At 60.8% G+C, this 17,774-nt stretch carries 18 protein-coding genes and 1 pseudogene; 15 read left to right on the plus strand and 4 right to left on the minus strand.

The features are described from left to right. Positions 1-32: 32 nt before the first annotated feature. Positions 33-239: a hypothetical protein gene (locus AMK02_RS21185; protein ID WP_064806656.1), complete on the plus strand. Its 207-nt coding sequence runs from the start codon at positions 33-35 to the stop codon at positions 237-239. A gap of 18 nt (positions 240-257) precedes the next feature. On the opposite strand, the gene AMK02_RS21190 is transcribed toward AMK02_RS21185, so the two are convergent. Continuing rightward, on the minus strand, positions 258-980 hold the full coding sequence (locus AMK02_RS21190) for a metallophosphoesterase family protein (protein ID WP_020922670.1): 723 nt from the start codon (positions 978-980) through the stop codon (positions 258-260). 10 nt (positions 981-990) lie between these two features. Continuing rightward, positions 991-1,797: a nucleotidyltransferase family protein gene (locus tag AMK02_RS21195; RefSeq protein ID WP_064806658.1), complete on the minus strand. Its 807-nt coding sequence runs from the start codon at positions 1,795-1,797 to the stop codon at positions 991-993. Between the two features lie 197 nt (positions 1,798-1,994). Between AMK02_RS21195 and AMK02_RS21200 the strand changes: the two genes are divergently transcribed. Together AMK02_RS21200 and AMK02_RS31830 are read left to right on the plus strand one after the other, a co-directional pair. After that, positions 1,995-2,225 (plus strand): hypothetical protein, encoded by a 231-nt coding sequence (locus tag AMK02_RS21200; RefSeq protein ID WP_064806508.1) that lies wholly within the window; start codon positions 1,995-1,997, stop codon positions 2,223-2,225. A 181-nt stretch (positions 2,226-2,406) separates the two neighbouring features. Beyond that, complete coding sequence (locus tag AMK02_RS31830) at positions 2,407-2,577, plus strand: hypothetical protein (protein WP_164517816.1); 171 nt, start codon at positions 2,407-2,409, stop codon at positions 2,575-2,577. A gap of 4 nt (positions 2,578-2,581) precedes the next feature. Here AMK02_RS31830 and AMK02_RS21205 read toward each other — a convergent pair whose 3' ends face one another. Both AMK02_RS21205 and AMK02_RS21210 read right to left on the minus strand, forming a co-directional pair. After that, positions 2,582-3,577 carry a Gfo/Idh/MocA family protein gene (locus tag AMK02_RS21205; protein ID WP_442966373.1) on the minus strand — a complete coding sequence of 332 codons (996 nt, stop codon included), beginning with the start codon at positions 3,575-3,577 and terminating at the stop codon, positions 2,582-2,584. A gap of 26 nt (positions 3,578-3,603) precedes the next feature. Beyond that, entirely contained in the window at positions 3,604-4,593 is a 990-nt protein-coding gene (locus AMK02_RS21210) for an MDR/zinc-dependent alcohol dehydrogenase-like family protein (protein ID WP_064806512.1), read from the minus strand. 179 nt (positions 4,594-4,772) lie between these two features. Here AMK02_RS21210 and AMK02_RS21215 point away from each other — a divergent pair, with 179 nt between their 5' ends. From AMK02_RS21215 to AMK02_RS21270, 12 genes and pseudogenes are all read left to right on the plus strand, one after another. Further along, entirely contained in the window at positions 4,773-5,876 is a 1,104-nt protein-coding gene (locus AMK02_RS21215) for an NAD-dependent epimerase/dehydratase family protein (RefSeq protein WP_064806513.1), read from the plus strand. Continuing rightward, positions 5,873-7,912: an NAD-dependent epimerase/dehydratase family protein gene (locus AMK02_RS21220; RefSeq protein ID WP_064806514.1), complete on the plus strand. Its 2,040-nt coding sequence runs from the start codon at positions 5,873-5,875 to the stop codon at positions 7,910-7,912. Before AMK02_RS21215 ends, AMK02_RS21220 begins: the two co-directional genes overlap by 4 nt. Beyond that, positions 7,909-9,021 carry a glycosyltransferase family 4 protein gene (locus AMK02_RS21225; protein WP_064806515.1) on the plus strand — a complete coding sequence of 371 codons (1,113 nt, stop codon included), beginning with the start codon at positions 7,909-7,911 and terminating at the stop codon, positions 9,019-9,021. Before AMK02_RS21220 ends, AMK02_RS21225 begins: the two co-directional genes overlap by 4 nt. A 2-nt stretch (positions 9,022-9,023) precedes the next feature. Next, entirely contained in the window at positions 9,024-10,154 is a 1,131-nt protein-coding gene (locus tag AMK02_RS21230) for a CgeB family protein (protein ID WP_064806516.1), read from the plus strand. After that, positions 10,151-11,239, plus strand: coding sequence for a CgeB family protein (locus tag AMK02_RS21235; RefSeq protein ID WP_064806517.1), 1,089 nt, complete (start codon positions 10,151-10,153; stop codon positions 11,237-11,239). Before AMK02_RS21230 ends, AMK02_RS21235 begins: the two co-directional genes overlap by 4 nt. Beyond that, positions 11,236-12,336, plus strand: a complete 1,101-nt coding sequence (locus AMK02_RS21240) for a CgeB family protein (protein WP_064806518.1) — start codon at positions 11,236-11,238, stop codon at positions 12,334-12,336. Before AMK02_RS21235 ends, AMK02_RS21240 begins: the two co-directional genes overlap by 4 nt. A 12-nt stretch (positions 12,337-12,348) precedes the next feature. After that, entirely contained in the window at positions 12,349-13,395 is a 1,047-nt protein-coding gene (locus AMK02_RS21245) for a UDP-glucuronic acid decarboxylase family protein (RefSeq protein ID WP_064806520.1), read from the plus strand. Positions 13,396-13,415: 20 nt separating this feature from the next. Continuing rightward, a pseudogene (locus tag AMK02_RS21250) lies at positions 13,416-13,620 on the plus strand (TIGR04290 family methyltransferase); the annotation flags it as partial. A 64-nt stretch (positions 13,621-13,684) separates the two neighbouring features. Further along, positions 13,685-14,599 (plus strand): cytochrome c, encoded by a 915-nt coding sequence (locus AMK02_RS21255; RefSeq protein ID WP_064806524.1) that lies wholly within the window; start codon positions 13,685-13,687, stop codon positions 14,597-14,599. 203 nt (positions 14,600-14,802) lie between these two features. After that, positions 14,803-15,966 carry a helix-turn-helix domain-containing protein gene (locus tag AMK02_RS21260; RefSeq protein WP_064806526.1) on the plus strand — a complete coding sequence of 388 codons (1,164 nt, stop codon included), beginning with the start codon at positions 14,803-14,805 and terminating at the stop codon, positions 15,964-15,966. Between the two features lie 157 nt (positions 15,967-16,123). Continuing rightward, the gene (locus AMK02_RS21265) at positions 16,124-16,519 is read left to right on the plus strand and encodes a response regulator (protein ID WP_064806528.1); all 396 of its coding nucleotides are present in this window, start codon (positions 16,124-16,126) and stop codon (positions 16,517-16,519) included. A 182-nt stretch (positions 16,520-16,701) separates the two neighbouring features. Further along, positions 16,702-17,724 carry a chemotaxis protein CheB gene (locus tag AMK02_RS21270; protein ID WP_064806529.1) on the plus strand — a complete coding sequence of 341 codons (1,023 nt, stop codon included), beginning with the start codon at positions 16,702-16,704 and terminating at the stop codon, positions 17,722-17,724. The last annotated feature ends 50 nt before the right edge of the window (positions 17,725-17,774 follow it).

The following is a 17,774-nucleotide window of genomic DNA, read 5'->3' on the forward strand; positions in this document are numbered from 1 at the left end:
CGGAAGGGCTGCAACGTTTCAAGGAGAAATTCATGACCTCCCCCAAACATGCCAAGACCACCAAGCCTAGCGATATCGACCTTTCGGACGACCCGGGCATCAGCCGTTCGCGTGGCATCGTCTCGCCGCCGGACGACGAAGTGATGCAGGCCGAAAACACAGTCGAAGGCGATACAGCCAACGATACGACGCCCCAGGGCGGTGTAGATCCACGCCATCGTGGACGCACCAACAAATAGTCGTGATACTCGGGCCGGTCAGAGATCGAGCAACGCGTAAGTCTTGCCGGTGGGCTTCTCGATATGGGCGGCGACATTGTAGACGGGGGCGCCGCCCGGCGTACGGCCCTCATAGGATCCCCGGTGGGCATGACCGTGTACGACCGCATTGACGCGGAATCGGTCGATCGTTTCGGCCAGCCGTGAAGAGCCGAGAAACGGATAGATTTCCAGGGGTTCGCCCACCACTGTTTCGGCAATCGGCGCGTAGTGCAGCACGACAAGGGAACGATCGGAGCGGACTTGGCGCATCGCGTTTTCCAGGCGCATCGACTCCTCGACGCTTTCGGCGACCATCGCCTTGATCGCCGCCTCGCCGAACGAGCCGAGCATGTGTCGCCCGAAGCCGCCGGCAAAGCCCTTGACGCCGACGAAACCGACTCCGGCGACTTCGGCCGCCTGGCCGTTGAGCAGTTTCACGCCGGCATCGGTCAGGACCCGGCAGACGTCATCGACCTGGCCGCTCTCGTGATCATGGTTGCCGAGGACGGCGACGGTCGGCACCGTGCAATGGCGCAGATCGCTCGCAAGCAGTTCGGCTTCCCTCGGCTTGCCGAGATCGGTCAGGTCGCCGGCAATGACGAGAACGTCGGCCACTGAGGAAATCTCCGCGAACAGATCCTTGTAGGACTTGGCGCCGTCTTCCGTCACATGAAGATCGGCCACCGCTGCAATTCTCACGCTCTTTCGCTGATCATCCATTGGGTTTCTCCTAATCTCCTCGCAATTCACCTTCGCCGCCGACATCGGCAAAACCCCACTCCCTCACGTCGATTTCGAAATCGATGCGGGAATACATCCGGCCGCGGCATATTTTCATTTGCGGCAGCGGCAGGTCCTGCTGCGCCTTGAGCCGGTCCAGCAGCTCCTCCAGCAGCCATTGCGGAATCTTGTCTCGCTCGGTCGGGTAGATCCACCTGAAATTGAGAAGATGGATGAGGAGGACTTCCCAGTGGACTTCCAGATAAGCCAGCAGCTTGCGCCAATCGATGGAGTCATGTGACTTCAAGATGACGTGCGCGATATCGGCACCATCATAGCGGTGGCGCAGCTGGACGAAGCATTTCGACCAGATCAGTTCGGTCGGGCTGACAATCCTGACCGTGTGGCCGCACATCTTGACCCTGCGCGCATCCTCGAACCAGTCGTCGCCGACCGGCATCGTTCCGTTGGAGGAGGCAAAGATGACGTCGAAGAAATGGTTGCCCTTGAAGACCTTTCCGAGCCAGCGCTCGTCTTCGACTTCGACCGTGTAACCCTTTGCCTTGAAGTGGCCGAGAATGCGCGCGTAGTCGCCCGCTTTGCAAAATATGTCGAAATCCTTCGTCTGGCGCGAAATACCCGTATAGGCGCAGACAGCATAGGTGCCGGCGACCAGAAACGGGATCTGCGATCCGACGAGTTCTCGGACCGCCTGGGTCACGAACGGTTCGGCGTCTGGATCGATGAGTTCCGGAACCGCCTTCACTTTCATGAGCGTATTGTTGTTTTTGCCTCTTTCGGCACTTCGAGCGGTCATCGTCGATCCCAGCATTGATAGGAAAAGCAACACTTGGATGGCTTCTATGTTCCGCCGCGCCTGTCCGGGCGATGAAGCTGCAGTAATGGCAGGGGCCGACGAAAGCTCTCGAATCATTCGGAACTTCGCTACCGGCGCGTCGTTTGGACCATAACAAGCATCGCAGAAACTTTCCCGAGATCTGAACGGAGGATGTCATGGACAAGCGAGCGAAAATATCGACCGGCACCAACGACAGGCCCAGAAACGAGACCATTGCTGAAAGCGGCCCCGGCATTCCCGACGATAGCGGCCGGATGGTTGAGGTGCCGGATGCGGAAGCAAGGCGTATGAAAGCATCGCTGCTGCGCGATCGGCTCGACGAACTCAAGGAGAAGCTCGATGAAGAGACCGAGCTTCCGCAAAGGGGTTCTCCACGAGCGAGGTGAGGAAAGGCGGCCCCAACCCTTCAGGAATGAGCCACGATAATTCCAAACCGCCGCGGCGTATGATGATATTCGTCGTCACCATCTTCCTGATCGCCTGCCTTGTCGCACTCGCATTCACATGGATGAGACATCCCGGCGAACCGGACGAGAAATCACCTGCGGCGACGACGGAGCAGACACGATGAGCGAGGGGGATAGAGATCCTGTTCAGCGGCCATCGTCCTCTTCCGTAGGCAAGCGCACCAGGCTCAATGCCGGCAGAATAGCCCTGATCCTGATCGGCACGGTCGCCGTTGTCGCATTCACGCTTTATGCGACAATTGTTCTCTACGGGCTCATCAAGGGCTCCTGATCAATCACATGCCGGCGCCATAGATGCCGTCGATCGCCTCCGCGACCGCAATGAAATTCTCGCACGCGGGATCGTAACGCTGGCCTCTGGCGAGCTTTCTTGCCCAATCCACGGCAGCCCGTCCGCCCCAGTCGTCGGGAGGGAGGGCCAGAGTTTCGCTCGAAGTGCCGGACATCCTGACGGCCGTAAAATCGTAGAATGAGCCATCGACATTCCTGAAGGAGGCGCCTCCCTCGGTCCCGAAGAAATCGGCGCCGATCTCGGCGTCACAGCCGGCGTTGAGGCGCCAGGAGCATGTCAGTCGGATGATTTCGCCGCCGGCAAGCGTCAGCGTTGCGGCCGCAAAATCCTCGACCTGACCTTTGTTTTCAAGCCGTTTCCCGCCCGCTCTCAAGGCGCTCGTGACGTTGGTGACGGAAGGAAAATCGAGGCACCATAAGGCGAGGTCGACGAGGTGAACACCGAGATCGATGACGCAGCCGCCGCCGGACTGGTTCTTGTCGTAGAACCAGGGCTTGTCGGGGCCATAAGCATTATGAAAGGTCAGATCGGCCGCAAAGATCTTTCCAAGAGCGTTCGAACGGATGAGCTGCCGGATCTGCTGCATGCCTTGCGTGTGTCGATAGGAAAGATCGACGCCAAGCAGCCTGTCGGCGGTTCTGGAAGCATCGACGACGGCCCTGACCTCGGATGCCGTTCGGCCAAGCGGCTTCTGGCAGAAGACGGCAAAGCCTGCCCCGAGGGCGCGGATGGACTGTTCGGCATGTGCGGCGCTCGGCGTTGCGATGACGATTCCATCGAGTTCCAGGTCAAGCAACGCGTCGAGATCGGAAACGATCCCGGCATTGGGGGCGAGTGCCGCGGCCTCCCGCGCCATGTCCGCGGAAGGATCGGCGATAGCGGCGGCCTCGGCCGTGCCGCTGTCGAGGATCGCTTTCATCCTATGCCGGCCGATCCATCCGACGCCGAGAAAGCCGAGCTTCGGCCGTTTGATGGTCACCGCATGTTCTCCGGAGATCCACGCCTTCATGAATATTGCACCAGAGCCTTGAGAAAACCGTCCGGCCGGTCGCGCGTCGTGTTGAGGGCGTCGTCCAGCCTCTCCAGCGGATAGATATGCGTGTAGAGCGGCTGCGGATCGATCCGACCGTGGCGCACGGCTTCTATGGCGTCGCGAATGCCTTTGATATAGACGGCCGGCTCGCGCTCGTGAGCGTTGATGACGTCGAGCCCGCGCCAGTTCCAAAGCTGCATGTTGATCTGGCGGGCGCCATCCTGGTGATAACCGGCGATGATCAGTCGCCCCCGTTCCTTCGTAAGCTCGCCCGCCAGGTCGAGCGGCCATTGTTTGCCGACGGCTTCGATGACGCAATCGCAGAATTTTCCGCCCGTAAGTGTTTTGACGCGCTCGATGATGCGCCAATGATCATCCATCGGAATGATCTCGGCCGCTCCCATCTCTCTCGCCACCTCAAGGGAATAGGGCCGGCGCGAGATGGCGATCACCCTTGCGCCGGCTGCCGCGGCAAGCCGGGTGAGAAGGGCGCCCAAGAATCCGATGCCGACGATGGCGACGGTCTGACCGCCTTCGATGTTGCTGCGGTCGAAGATATTCATGGCGCAGCCGAGCGGTTCGCCCGGAAAGGGCTTGCCATCCAACTCCTTCGGCAGTGATGCGACCATCGAGGCATCGGCAATGTCGTGCGTGGCGTAGGCATGGTAGGAAAGAGCGGCGACCCGCTCTCCCATCCGAATCCCCGTGACATCGGGGCCGATCGCGTCGACAATACCCCAGCCCTCATGGCCTAACCCACCCGCCTCGGTGGGGAACGTCATCCAGTCCGGTCCGGCCCAGGGCGTGAGGTTCGAGGCGCAGACGCCGCATCCTTCCAGTTTCACCCTGACCTGGCCCGGACCGGGTTTCGGCAAGGGGCGGGTCTCCACCGAGATATGTCCGGGGCTGGTGACGATGGCAGCCCGCATGAGCCCGGTCTTCTGTCTCGCCGCAATATCCATAAGATGTCCTCCAATGTGGGCATCCCTAGAACAAAAGGCCTCCCGAAGAGTTCCGGTAGAGGTCAAAGAAGCATAGATGATGAAGTCAATAAAGATGTCATTGAAGAAGGAACTTTTCCATTCGCGTTCGGTTCGGCGCCTATCTCCGAAGCTAATTATTCAACCGGACGGATCTCATAATGACGATTTTGATAACTGGAGGATGCGGCTTCATTGGTCGCCACGTTGCTGAAGAACTTCTGAACAATGGCTATGACGTGCGCATTCTCGATGCGCTGATCGACCAGGTGCATGGCGACGCCGAAGTCAGCGTGCCCGATGGAGCCGAGATCATTCAAGGCGATGTCAGGGACAAGGACGCTGTGCGCGCGGCGCTTGCCGGTGTGAACGGCGTCATCCATCTCGCTGCCGAAGTCGGCGTCGGACAGTCGATGTACGAAATTGCCCGCTATGTCGGCTGCAACGACCTCGGCACCGCGGTGCTCCTGGAAGCCATGATCGGCCTTCCCGTCAAGACGATCGTCGTCGCCTCATCGATGAGTGTCTATGGAGAGGGGCTCTATCGGACGGCGGATGGAAAGCGGCTCGGCTATGTCAGGCGGCGCATGCAGCATGTCAAGCAGGGCCGCTGGGATCCGCTCGACCAGGACAATCAGCCGCTGACACCGGTCGCCACCGACGAGGAGAAGCCGGTCGATCTTGCGTCCATCTACGCTTTGACGAAATACGCTCAGGAGAGGCAGGTTTTGATTTTCGGCGAAGCCTACGGGCTAGATGCCGTCGCGCTGCGTCTCTTCAACGTTTTCGGCGCTGGTCAGGCGCTTTCCAATCCCTATACCGGCGTGCTCGCCAATTTCGGTTCGCGCCTCGCCAACGGCCAGCCGCCGATGATCTTCGAGGATGGGAGGCAGCGGCGCGATTTCGTCCACGTCCGCGATGTGGCGACAGCCTTCCGCCTGGCTCTGGAAAAACCCGCGGCAGCCGGTCACGTGATCAACATCGGCAGCGGCCAGGCCTATTCGATTGCCGATGTCGCGACGCTTCTCGCCGATGCCATGGGTGTGCCCGAGATCGGCCCCGACATCATGAACAAGGCGCGTTCGGGGGACATCCGCAATTGCTTCGCCGACATTTCCAAGGCGCGCGAACTGCTCGGCTTCGAACCGAAATATCGTCTCGAAAATGCCCTCGCTCCCTTCGCCGAATGGGTGCGTCAGACCGGGGCGGTCGACCGTGCCGTCGAAATGAAGCGGCAACTGGAAGAGCGGGGGCTGGTTTCATGAACAAGGCCGGTGCTCGAGCATCCGATCAGGAGACGAGGCAATTCGGTTTCGTCGAATGGTTCCGGCCCGGAGAATATGAGCGGGCTGAGGCCGCGCTGCCGGATATGCTGAGAAGCGGAGCCAGCTATCTCCGTACGCATCTTTCCTGGGCGGAATATCTGGCGCCCGGCGGCCAGCAATGGTTCGATTGGCTGATCCCGCGTGTCGGCAGTGAAATCGATCTTCTACCCTGTATACACTACACGCCGCCTTCCCTCTCCCGGACGGGCAGGTCTTCTGGCGCGCCGGTCAATCTCAAATCCTATGCCGACTTCGTCGATCATATCCTGACGCGCTATGGTCGTTATATCAGTCATATCGAACTCTGGAACGAGCCGAACAACCTGCTTGACTGGGATTGGCGCCACGACGGCGACTTTCTGCTTTTCTGCGAAATGGTCGGGGGCGCCGCCTACTGGGCGAAGCAGAGGGGCTACAAACCGGTGCTGGGCGGTCCGTGCCCCTTCGATCCCTATTGGCTCAATCTGATGGGCACGCGCGGCGTGCTCGGCGTCGTCGACGCCGTCGGCTTCCACGGTTTCCCTGGAACCTGGGACAGCGAGGAGGCAAGCTGGGGCGGCTGGGACATGCATCTCGGAGAGATGCGTGGGATTATCGATCGTTATAATGCCGATGCAGAAATATGGATCACCGAAACCGGCTACTCCACCTGGCGCAATGACGAGATCGAACAGGCGCGGCGCTTCATCAGAGCGCTGAACGTGCCGGCCGATCGCATGTACTGGTATTCATGGCGCGACGTGCCGCCGGATGTTCCGGTTCAGGAAGGCCTGTGGTTCGATCCCAGGCATTATCATCTTGGCGCTGTCAGCCACGACAATAAACCGAAGCTTCTTGCCCGCCTTCTCACGGAAGGAGGCGTCGAGAGGCTGGAGGAGGTCGCGGCCCTTGCCGCTCCCAATATCACCTCCGGCGCCGCGCCGATCATCGTCACCGGCGGCAGCGGGTTTGTCGGCTGCAATCTCGCCGACCGCCTGCTCAGCGACGGCGAGGACGTCGTCATTCTCGACAATCTCGCACGATCGGGAGTCGATCAGAATCTCTCCTGGCTGAAGGAGCGGCATGGCGGGCGGGTGCATCCGGTCCTCGCCGACGTTCGCGATCTGCTGGGCATCGAAGCAGCCTTCAGGGATGCCAAGGCCGTCTTCCATTATGCTGCGCAGACGGCGGTGACCACCAGCCTCGTCGACCCGCTGGAAGATTTCGAAACGAACGCGCGCGGAACGCTCAATGTGCTGGAATCGGTGCGCAGAGCAGGCAAACGGGCTCCGGTCATCTTCGCCAGCACCAACAAGGTTTATGGTGCTCTCGGCGATCTCGGCATGATCGAACTCGATGATCGTTATCTTCCCGAAGACGAGACCATCAGGAGGCAAGGGATCGGCGAGGATCGGCCGCTCGATTTCTGTACGCCATATGGATGTTCGAAGGGTGTCGCCGATCAGTATATTCTCGACTACGCGAAATCCTACGGCATCCCTGCCGCCGTCCTGCGGATGAGCTGCATTTATGGACCGCGCCAGTTCGGCACCGAGGACCAGGGCTGGGTGGCGCATTTCCTGATCCGTGCGCTCGGCGGCGAACCCATTTCCATCTACGGCGACGGCAAGCAGGTGCGCGATATTCTGCATGTCGATGATGCCGTTGCTGCCTATCGGCTGCTGCTTTCCAATATCGAGCGGGTCAGCGGCAAAGCATTCAACCTCGGCGGCGGGCCGCGCAACGCCGTCAGCGTGCTCGCGGTGCTGCGCGAGATCGAAGTGCTTGCGGGCCGGCCTGTCGAAACCAGCTTTGGCCCATGGCGCGCCGGCGATCAGCTCTATTTCGTGGCCGACACGACGAGACTTGAACAGGAAACCGGCTGGCAGGCCGGAATCGGATGGCGTCATGGTTTGCGGCACCTCGCCGAATGGCTGATCGCCCATCGTTTCGGCGGCCGGCAGCTCCGCAGAGAAAAGCGGAAGGCATCGGCATGAGCGAACATGAACGAAGCAAGGGGCACCGCCGCGTGCTGATGACGGTTGACGCTATCGGCGGCGTCTGGCGCTACGCTATGGACTTGGGCGCAGCCCTGAAATCGAACAACATCGAGGTTGTCTTTGCCGGACTGGGGCCTTTCCCGGCAGACGACAAGATCGCCGAGGCCGGCCGGGTCGGCAAGCTCGTCTGGCTGGATGCGCCGCTCGACTGGACGGTCGAGAATGAAGAGGCAGTTGCCGAAGTTCCGGGGCTGATCGCCGCTCTCGCGCGCCGGGAACAGGCCGATCTACTGCATCTCAATCTGCCGTCGCAGGCGGCGGGCATGGAAACAAACCTGCCGATTGCGGTGGTTTGCCATTCCTGTGTCGTCACATGGTTTGCCGCCGTTCGCGGACGTGAAGTGCCAAAGGACTGGCAATGGCAGTACCGGCTGAACCAGGAGGGCTTTGCATGCGCGGACGCAGTGATCGCGCCAAGCCACGGCCATGCGAAAGCGATGGAAGCGGCCTACGGAATGATCGGAAATCTTCAGGTCGTTCACAACGCCAGCGCCCTTGAGGCTTCCGACGAGCCCAAGCAGGACTTTGTTCTTGCCGCTGGGCGCTGGTGGGACGACGGCAAAAACGGCGCCGTGCTGGATAAGGCTGCAGCTATGACGCGCTGGACGGTGGCGGCGGCCGGCGCGACCACCGGTCCCAATGGCCAGACCATGCGATTTCGCCATGCTGATTATCGAGGCGAGCTTTCGCATGAGCGGATGAGCGCCTTGACGCGGCGGGCGGCCGTCGTGGCCTCGCCGTCGCTCTACGAGCCGTTCGGTCTTGCCGCTCTCGAGGCGGCGCGGTCGGGCGCGGCCTTGGTGCTTTCTGATATCCCAACCTATCGCGAGATATGGGACGGGGCTGCTCTTTTTGCCGATCCACATCGCCCCGATGCCTTCGCCGATGCCTTCAATACTCTTGCCGACGATCCGCAGCTGCGCGCTGCGTTCGGACGAAAAGCGCGTGCCAGGTCCGCCGCCTTCAGCGTCGAGGCTCAGGCAGAGGCGATGTGCTCGATCTATTCCGGCATGTGCGCCCGCGATTTTTCAACAGCAGCGGAGTAATCATGAAGTTCGTTTTCTACACCCATTCACTGGTCTCCGACTGGAATCACGGCAATGCTCATTTTCTTCGCGGCGTCATGCGCGATCTCCAGCGGCGCGGTCATGAGACGCTGGCGCTGGAGCCGCACGATGCCTGGAGCCGGGCCAATCTGCTGAGGGACCAGGGGGCGGCTGCGGTCGAGGCATTTCACCAGGCATTTCCGCAGCACCGTTCGCGGACTTATGGCGTCGAGTTCGACCATGAAGCAGCGCTTGCCGATGCCGACGTCGTTATCGTCCACGAATGGACGGAGCCGCAATTGGTCGAGAGGCTCGGCCGCATCAGGCGCGATGGCGCGACCTTCACCCTGCTTTTCCACGATACGCATCATCGCGCCGTCTCCGCCGAAGGCGATATCGCGGGGCTGGCGCTTGACGATTATGATGGTGTGCTGGCCTTCGGGCAGACCTTGCGTGAACGCTATCTCCGAGCCGGCTGGGGAAAGTCGGTCTTTACCTGGCACGAGGCGGCTGACGACGCCCTGTTTCGGCCGCTGCCGGACATCGAGAAAACTGGAGACCTCATCTGGATCGGCAACTGGGGCGACGATGAACGGTCGGCCGAAATCGGCGAATTCCTGATCCGTCCCGCGACAGATCTCGCCTTGAACACGGTCGTCCGCGGCGTTCGCTATCCCGCTCATGCACTGGACGAACTTCGAAAAGTCGGCATCGCCTATGGCGGCTGGATCGCCAATGCCGACGTTCCTGCGGCCTTCGCCCGCCACAGGGTCACCGTCCACATTCCGCGCCGACCCTATGTCGAACATCTGCCGGGTATTCCGACCATCCGTGTCTTCGAGGCGCTCGCCTGCGGAATACCGTTGATCTCGGCGCCGTGGAACGATGTCGAACATCTCTTCGAAGCTGGCCGCGACTATTTGCTCGTCGGTGACGGCGAGGGGATGAAGAAAAGCCTGCGCGATGTCCTCTCCGATGCCGATCTGGCGGCGAGCCTTGCCGCCGCCGGGCTTGAAACGATTAAGGGCCGTCACACCTGCCGCCACCGCGTCGACGAGCTTTTCGCCGTCCTGGCGCGCTGCGGCACGCATAGGGTCACCGCAAACCTGCAATCCAGGGAGGCTGCCGAATGAAGATCGCCTTTTACGGATCGAGTCTCGTCTCCGCCTATTGGAACGGCGCCGCCACCTATTATCGCGGCTTGCTGCGCGCTCTGGCGGAGAAAGGTTACGACATCACCTTCTTCGAACCCGATGTCTATGATCGGCAGAAGAACCGCGACATGGATCCGCCGGACTGGTGCAGGGTCGTTGTCTATGAAGGGACGATCGATGCCCTCAAGACCGTCACAAGTCAAGCAACTGAAGCTGATATCGTCGTCAAGGCAAGCGGCGTCGGTTTCGAGGACGATCGATTGCTGGAAGAGGTGCTACGTCACGCACGCCCGCACGCGCTGAAGATCTTCTGGGACGTCGATGCGCCGGCGACGCTCGCCGAACTCAGGGCCAACCCCGATCACCCATTGCGCCATGCGCTCGCCGGGCTTGATCTCGTGCTGACCTACGGTGGCGGCGATCCTGTGGTAAGCGCATACCGTTCCTTCGGAGCGGCCGAATGTGTGCCGATCTACAATGCGCTGGACCCGCAAACGCATCATCCGGTGCCGCAGGACTACCGCTTCGCCGCCGACCTCGGGTTCCTTGGCAATCGCCTGCCGGACCGCGAGGCGAGGGTCGAGCATTTCTTCCTGGAGCCGGCGTCGCGTCTGCCGAACCGGACGTTCCTGCTTGGCGGATCCGGCTGGCAGGACAAGCCGATCTCGTCAAATGTCCGTTATATCGGCCATGTCCCGACACGCGATCACAACGCCTTCAACGTGACGCCGAAGGCGGTCCTCAACATATCGCGCGCCAGTATGGCGGAGAATGGCTTTTCTCCCGCGACGCGGGTCTTCGAGGCGGCCGGTGCCGGGGCTTGCCTTATCACCGATTACTGGGAAGGCATCGATGTCTTTCTGAAGTCCGGCGAGGAGGTCCTGGTCGCGCGCGACGGACAGGACGTGGCTGCCTTGCTCAGCGGCCTGTCCCACCAATCCGCACGGGAAATTGGAGAAAGGGCGCGCCGGCGCGTCCTGGCCGAACACACCTATAGCAATCGCGCCGAAGCGGTAGACGAGATTTTTCGCGCACGGCTCGGCGGACGGGAGGCGGCCGAATGACGAGATCGCTCGACATCGTCCTCCTCGGGCTTTCCCTTTCCTCTTCCTGGGGGAACGGTCACGCCACGACCTATCGCGCCCTGATCAAAGGTCTTCGGCAGGACGGCCATCGGGTCCTGTTCGTGGAGCGGGACGTGCCGTGGTATGCCAGCCACCGGGATCTCCCTTCGCCTGACTTCTGCGAGCTCGCCTATTATTCCGATATCGGCGCAATGGTCGAGCGTCACGGCGAAAGGCTCCGCAGAGCCGATGCCGTCATCGTCGGATCCTACGTTCCCCACGGTGTGCAGCTCATCGACAGGCTCGAGGCGCTGGAGCCGAAACGCCTGTGCTTCTATGACATCGATACGCCAGTCACGCTGGCGAAGCTCGATCGGGCCGATCAGGAATATCTGGCGCTAAGGCAGATTCCTTTGTTCGACGCTTATTTTTCCTTCTCCGGAGGCGAGGTGTTGACCCGGCTGGAACAGAGATACGGTGCCCGCAGAGCCATCGCGCTCTACTGCTCGGTCGACGAGAGCCGGTATGTCCGGACGGGCGAGTCCCATCGCTGGGATTTCGGCTATCTCGGAACCTACAGCCCTGACCGGCAGCCGACACTGGAGCGCCTTCTGCTGGAGCCGGCGCGCCGCCTGCCGTCGATGCGCTTCGTGGTCGCCGGGCCGCAATATCCAGCCGAGATCGAATGGCCGGCCAATGTCGAGCGCATCGAGCATCTGCCGCCTGCCGATCACGCAAGCTTTTACAGTCGGCAGCGGTTCACGCTGAACGTGACCCGCGGCGATATGATCGCCGCCGGCTGGTCTCCCAGCGTGCGGCTGTTCGAGGCTGCTGCCTGCGGGGCGCCCATTGTCAGCGACTTCTGGCAGGGCCTCGATGAGCTGCTGCCGGACGGCAAGGCTTTGTTCATTGCGCGCGCGCCGGAGGATGTCGTGGCGCTCCTGACGGAGCTTCCCGACAGCGACCGTCTGGCGGTCGCCGCCGCAGCGAGAAAGCTGGTGATGAGCAGTCATACCGGTGCCGCACGTGCCGGTGAGCTCGTCAGGGCTCTTTCCGACCTGCCCGCCAAGCCAGCTTTCGACCGTATCTCAGCGTGAAGGAGAGTATCGATGCTTCAAGTCAATCGTCGCGGAAAAGGCAAGACTATTCTGGTGGCAGGAGGCGCCGGCTTTGTCGGCTCGCATCTCTGCGATGCTCTGCTCGGCCGTGGCGACACCGTCATTTGCGTCGACAGCTATATTACCGGCTCGCCGGACAACGTCAGGCCGTTGATGAACCATCCGGACTTCCGGCTCATCGAACAGGATATCTGCAAATTCATTGAAATCGGCGAACCGCTCGACCAGATCTATAATCTCGCCTGCGCCGCGTCCCCGCCGCAATACCAGGCGGATCCCGTTCACACGATGATGACGTGCGTCGCCGGTACGGGCAATCTGCTGGCGCTTGCCGAGCGGCACCGGGCCGCCTTTCTCCAGGCCTCGACGAGCGAGGTCTATGGCGATCCCGCCGAGCATCCGCAAAAGGAAGACTATCGCGGCAACGTCAGCTGCACCGGGCCGCGCGCCTGCTATGACGAGGGAAAGCGCGCCGCCGAAGCTCTTTGCTTCGATATGCTGCGTGCCGGCCGCGTCGACGTGCGGGTCGCCCGCATCTTCAACACCTATGGGCCGCGAATGCAGGCCAATGACGGCCGAATCGTCTCCAACCTGATCGTGCAGGCACTCTCGGGGAATCCGCTCACCATCTACGGAAGCGGCATGCAGACCCGGTCCTTCTGCTACGTCAGCGATCTTGTCGGCGGCCTTATGGCGCTGATGGATGTGCGGCCGAACCCTGGTGTTCCCGTCAACCTCGGCAATCCCGGGGAGTTCACCATCAACGAGCTCGCGCAGATGATCCGTTCGATGGTGCCTGTGCGAACGGCTGTTGCCTACCGACCTTTGCCGAAGGATGATCCTCAACGCCGCCGGCCCGATATTTCTCGCGCGACAGAACTTCTCGATTGGCAGCCGACAGTGCCCCTTGCCGAGGGGCTCAGATATACGATCGACTGGTTTGCCGCCAATTTGGATGATCGTCCCCGCAAACGCGTCGCTGCGCCTCGCCGTCATCGCGCCGCGGCTGCCTCGCAGGCTGCCCCCTTGGACAACTGACCGAGAAGCGGATGCACGCGATGATGAACCTGGCTTTGCAACAGCGTATCAACGGATTAGGCCCCCTGGTTTCAGAATATGCGGTTCGGAGAGATCGAAACCGCGCCGGATCATTTTCTCGGCGACTATCCGGCGTTCAAATGGGAAGGCTTCAAGCATGTCGTGCCGAAGGATCTGCAAGGACGCAGCGTTCTCGATATCAGCTGCAATGCCGGCTTTTATAGCGCTTCGCGCTTTGCCTGGGAAAACCGTTTCACACTTTTTCTGGAATTGCTCTAGCGGGTTCAGAATGCTTAGAGGTGCCCGATTGTTTTCGACCGCTGTCGCTGCGGTCCTCCTTGTCTTACTCTCGACCTGGCTGCTGACGAGACCGCATCCACGTTTTGCGGCCGGCGATCCGACGCTGACGCCGGGAGATGCCGGGCGCGGCAGACTGGTCTTTGCCGCAGGCGGATGTGCCTCCTGCCATGCTTCCCCCGGTCAGCCGGACCGCTTCAGGCTGGGAGGCGACCTTGCGCTGGCCTCACACTACGGAACCTTCAGAGTTCCCAATATCTCGCCCGACCCGAAGGCCGGTATCGGATCGTGGTCGGTCGCCGATCTCGCCAATGCCCTGATCTCAGGCGTTTCTCCGTCAGGTCAACATTACTATCCCGCATTCCCCTATGCCAGCTACACCGGCATGATGCTCGACGATATCAGAGATCTCTACGCCTTTCTGCATACGCTTTCGCCGGTGCCGGAGCGCCCGCAACCGCATGAGATTTCTCCGCTGTTTCGCATCCGCCGGTTCGTCGGTTTCTGGAAGCTCCTGTTCTTCCACGAAGGCAGATCGGAAGGAGCGCGGAACGGCGATCCGGTACATGATCGCGGCGCCTATCTCGTGGAGACACTCGGCCATTGCGCCGAGTGCCACTCATCCCGCAACATCTTCGGCGCGGTAAAGCCGAAAACGCGGTTCGCCGGCGGAGTGAGTTCGGAAGGTGTCGGCTTCAGCCCTAACATCACGCCGACAGGCATCGGCTCGTGGTCGCAGCAGGATGTCGTCGAAATGCTTTACAGCGGCAGGACGCCCGACCACGGCTATGTCGGCTGGTCCATGGTGGATGTGGTCGAGAATACGGCGGAACTCCCGGAGGCCGACCGGCTGGCCGTCGCCCGATATCTGAAGTCGCTGCCGCCGCGACCGACGCCGCATCCTTGATGCGTATCGTCCATAAGCGCGCGACGGGTTGCAGACTCCGCCAGAAACCGGAATTATCCGGCAGCAGATCTTGAAGAAGGCGAGGACGCGGCCGGCGCTCGAAGCTATCGATGATGCAACGCCATCCGATTGGATACCGGCGGAACAGGGCAATGGCGGGAACGTTTCCAGCTGAACAGATATAATGTGGGAGGCAGATCGTCATGAATACGGCTTTTGACGAACTCGCGCAAAAAGCTGTCTTGGTCGTCGAGGACGATTACGCTCTCGCCAGCGAACTCGCATCGAAGCTGACAGCAACCGGAATCAAGATTGTCGGGCCCGCACCGAGCGTCGAACGAGCGTTGCAATATATTGAAGATTCCCAAGTTGAAGCTGCCATTCTGGATATCAATCTCGGTGGCACGATGGTGTTCCCTGTCGCCGATGCGCTGGCGAAGCGCAATATCCCCTTCTTCTTCGCAACCGGCTACAGCCGCGACGTTGTGCCTCCCCGCTTTGCGGATCGGATTTTCGTGGAAAAGCCGCTGGACACGAGCGCGATTTACGCTGCCCTTTCCGATTGCCGAACTTCGACGGCGAAAGCACCAGGCGGCCAGAAGAATCTCGTTCTTTCCGCTCTTTCCCAGCGTGAAAATGATCTTATCCGGCCGCTTCTCAAGCCGGTTCGGCTGATTCAAGGAGAGATTCTTGAGCAGCAGTTTGGAGAGATCACGACAGTTTCTTTCATTGAAAGCGGGACGGTCTCGCTGATCGCCTCGTCTCTGGATCGCTCACAGGTAGAGGTGGGCCTTATCGGGCGTGAAGGCGTAACGGGCACCGGGCTGTTGGAGGGCGATTGGCGCACTCCCTACAATCTGGTGGTGCAGACCGAAGGAACCGCGCAGCGCATCGACATCGACAGCTTCCTTCGTCTGACGCAGAGGGCACCGCAACTGCGCTCGCTTTCATCGGCGTTTTCAAGGACGCTCGCAATTCAGATGGGTTATACGGCCCTGGCCAACAGCCGATATTCCATCGAACAGAGACTGGCCCGTTTGCTGCTCATGCTTGATGATCGATCGGAAAGCCAGGTGCTGCTTCTCACCCACGAGCACATGTCTTCCATGCTCGGCGTCCGGCGTTCCGGAGTTACTGGCGCGCTTCCCATCCTGGAGGGTGAAAAGCTCATCAGGTCGGTACGAGGCAAGGTGATCGTCGTCGATCGCGAGGGCCTCATTCTCAAGGCCAATGGCTCCTACGGCATTCCGGAGGCGGAATACGAGCGGTTGATGGGATTTCCATTGAGGGGCACCGAGAATGTTAGAAGAGTTCATAACCAATTACGGCCTCACTTTTACAGCCCCCAAAATTCCGGGGAGAGGTAGTCGCGCATAAATCGCTATGACGAAAATTGCTGAACTTCGTCACGGACGGGATCCCGTCGAAAAAGAGCGCAACTTTAGCCGTCCGCAATCGTTCGGACGCGCAAAGGACTTTGTAACAGTTTGAATCGACGCATCGTGCTCGTTGGAAAGGCGCCCGGTGGAAAAAATCAATCAAGCCAGACTTTTCTCGGGAAAGCGTATTCTGGTTGTCGAAGACGAGTATTTTGTTGCCGACGAGACGCGTCGGAAATTGGAAAATCTCGGGGCAATCGTCGTAGGCCCCACCGCAAATATTCACCGCGCGCTCGACCTGATCGCCGGGGAAGACGTCGACGCGGCGATCCTTGACGTTCACCTTGGTGACGAGCTGGTGTTTGCTGTGGCCGATGAACTGGAGGCGCGACAAATCAACTTCGTCTTTGCCACCGGCTACGACCCATCCTTCGTTCCGACAAAGTATAATGGTTTTGCCTTGTGTGAAAAACCGACCGAACTCGAAAAGATCGCCGTTGCGCTCTTCGGTGCGACCGATGGTTTGAAACGGCTTGATTGATCGCCTGGCGGTAGAGCTGTCTTGCAGGTGCTGACGTGCACTTGGCTCGCCGGCATCTCCTGGCCGCCAGCCGCAGCTCCGCCGCCTCGAGCCGGTACCCGGCGGACTGATTCCGTTTGCACTCACGCGCAAGGGAACCATATGGGGCATCGACTGTTGGGGTGACATGAAAGGGCAAGACCATGTCTTCCAGCGCTACCAAGGATATCATTGCGATCGGCGGGTCGGCGGGGAGCAGAGCTGTCCTCAAGACCCTCTTTGCCGATTTGCCCTCCGACCTTCCGGCAAGCATTTTCGTCAGCACCCATATTCCTGCAAACTCTCCCAGCCTGCTACCTGAGATTCTTGCCGATAGTTCCAACCTGCCCGTGAGGCAGGCGGTCGACGGGCAGCCGATCGAGCGAGGCCACATCTATGTCGCCGCACCCGACCGCCACCTTCTCCTCATGGGTGAAACGATCAAGTTCGGAGCGGGTCCGCGCGAGAACATGGTCCGTCCGTCGATTGACCCGATGTTCCGATCTGCTGCCCTGTCGTTTGGTCCACGAGCAGTGGGGCTCGTCCTGACGGGGATGCTCAATGACGGAGCGGCGGGGCTGCATGCGATCAAGTCCCATGGCGGGACGACCGTGGTGCAACACCCGCTTGATGCGGAGGCGGATCAAATGCCCTTAGCCGCGTTGGAAGCAGTGGAGGTCGATCATGTGGCCTCGGCAGCCGAGCTCGGCGGGCTTCTTGTCAAAATCGCCGGAAGCGAGGCCGGACCGGTTCCTGATGTGCCATCCGACGATCTGCGGCTGGAGGTCGAAATCGCCGCTGGCGACCGGCTTGGCAGTGCGGCACTTCGCAAGATCGCGTCTCCAAGCGCCCTGACCTGCCCCGATTGCCATGGCGTGCTTTCCGAGGTTCGCGGTTCGCGGCCGTTGCGATTTCGGTGCCAGATCGGCCACGCCTATACCGCCGACGTCCTTGCTTCGCATATCGACGAGCTTGATGAGGCGATCAGAATCGCCATGCGCATCATGGAGGAGCGGCTGACGCTCGTGGAACGGATGGCACGCGACGCTCGCGCCACCGGCCGCAATGCCGTTGCCGAACTCTACGAGGCAAGGGCGGCGGAGTATCGGCAATATTCCACGACCCTGCGTGACGCCGCTCTGAGCTCGCTGCGCCACGGTCGCGCGTCGCCGTTCCAGGACATCTGATAAAGTTGTATCTTTCTGCCGTGCGGAGGGTTTAGAATCGTCCGCGGCAG

The sequence above is a fragment of the Rhizobium sp. N731 genome (assembly GCF_001664145.1).
Lineage (GTDB): Bacteria > Pseudomonadota > Alphaproteobacteria > Rhizobiales > Rhizobiaceae > Rhizobium > Rhizobium esperanzae.

What these genes read in the sequence shown, in the direction of transcription:
- AMK02_RS21185 (WP_064806656.1), top strand. Translation starts at nt 33, where the DNA reads ATGACCTCCCCCAAACATGCCAAGACCACCAAGCCTAGCGATATCGAC.
- AMK02_RS21190 (WP_020922670.1), bottom strand. Translation starts at nt 980, where the DNA reads ATGGATGATCAGCGAAAGAGCGTGAGAATTGCAGCGGTGGCCGATCTT.
- AMK02_RS21195 (WP_064806658.1), bottom strand. Translation starts at nt 1,797, where the DNA reads ATGACCGCTCGAAGTGCCGAAAGAGGCAAAAACAACAATACGCTCATG.
- AMK02_RS21200 (WP_064806508.1), top strand. Translation starts at nt 1,995, where the DNA reads ATGGACAAGCGAGCGAAAATATCGACCGGCACCAACGACAGGCCCAGA.
- AMK02_RS31830 (WP_164517816.1), top strand. Translation starts at nt 2,407, where the DNA reads ATGAGCGAGGGGGATAGAGATCCTGTTCAGCGGCCATCGTCCTCTTCC.
- AMK02_RS21210 (WP_064806512.1), bottom strand. Translation starts at nt 4,593, where the DNA reads ATGGATATTGCGGCGAGACAGAAGACCGGGCTCATGCGGGCTGCCATC.
- AMK02_RS21215 (WP_064806513.1), top strand. Translation starts at nt 4,773, where the DNA reads ATGACGATTTTGATAACTGGAGGATGCGGCTTCATTGGTCGCCACGTT.
- AMK02_RS21220 (WP_064806514.1), top strand. Translation starts at nt 5,873, where the DNA reads ATGAACAAGGCCGGTGCTCGAGCATCCGATCAGGAGACGAGGCAATTC.
- AMK02_RS21225 (WP_064806515.1), top strand. Translation starts at nt 7,909, where the DNA reads ATGAGCGAACATGAACGAAGCAAGGGGCACCGCCGCGTGCTGATGACG.
- AMK02_RS21230 (WP_064806516.1), top strand. Translation starts at nt 9,024, where the DNA reads ATGAAGTTCGTTTTCTACACCCATTCACTGGTCTCCGACTGGAATCAC.
- AMK02_RS21235 (WP_064806517.1), top strand. Translation starts at nt 10,151, where the DNA reads ATGAAGATCGCCTTTTACGGATCGAGTCTCGTCTCCGCCTATTGGAAC.
- AMK02_RS21240 (WP_064806518.1), top strand. Translation starts at nt 11,236, where the DNA reads ATGACGAGATCGCTCGACATCGTCCTCCTCGGGCTTTCCCTTTCCTCT.
- AMK02_RS21245 (WP_064806520.1), top strand. Translation starts at nt 12,349, where the DNA reads ATGCTTCAAGTCAATCGTCGCGGAAAAGGCAAGACTATTCTGGTGGCA.
- AMK02_RS21255 (WP_064806524.1), top strand. Translation starts at nt 13,685, where the DNA reads ATGCTTAGAGGTGCCCGATTGTTTTCGACCGCTGTCGCTGCGGTCCTC.
- AMK02_RS21260 (WP_064806526.1), top strand. Translation starts at nt 14,803, where the DNA reads ATGAATACGGCTTTTGACGAACTCGCGCAAAAAGCTGTCTTGGTCGTC.
- AMK02_RS21270 (WP_064806529.1), top strand. Translation starts at nt 16,702, where the DNA reads ATGTCTTCCAGCGCTACCAAGGATATCATTGCGATCGGCGGGTCGGCG.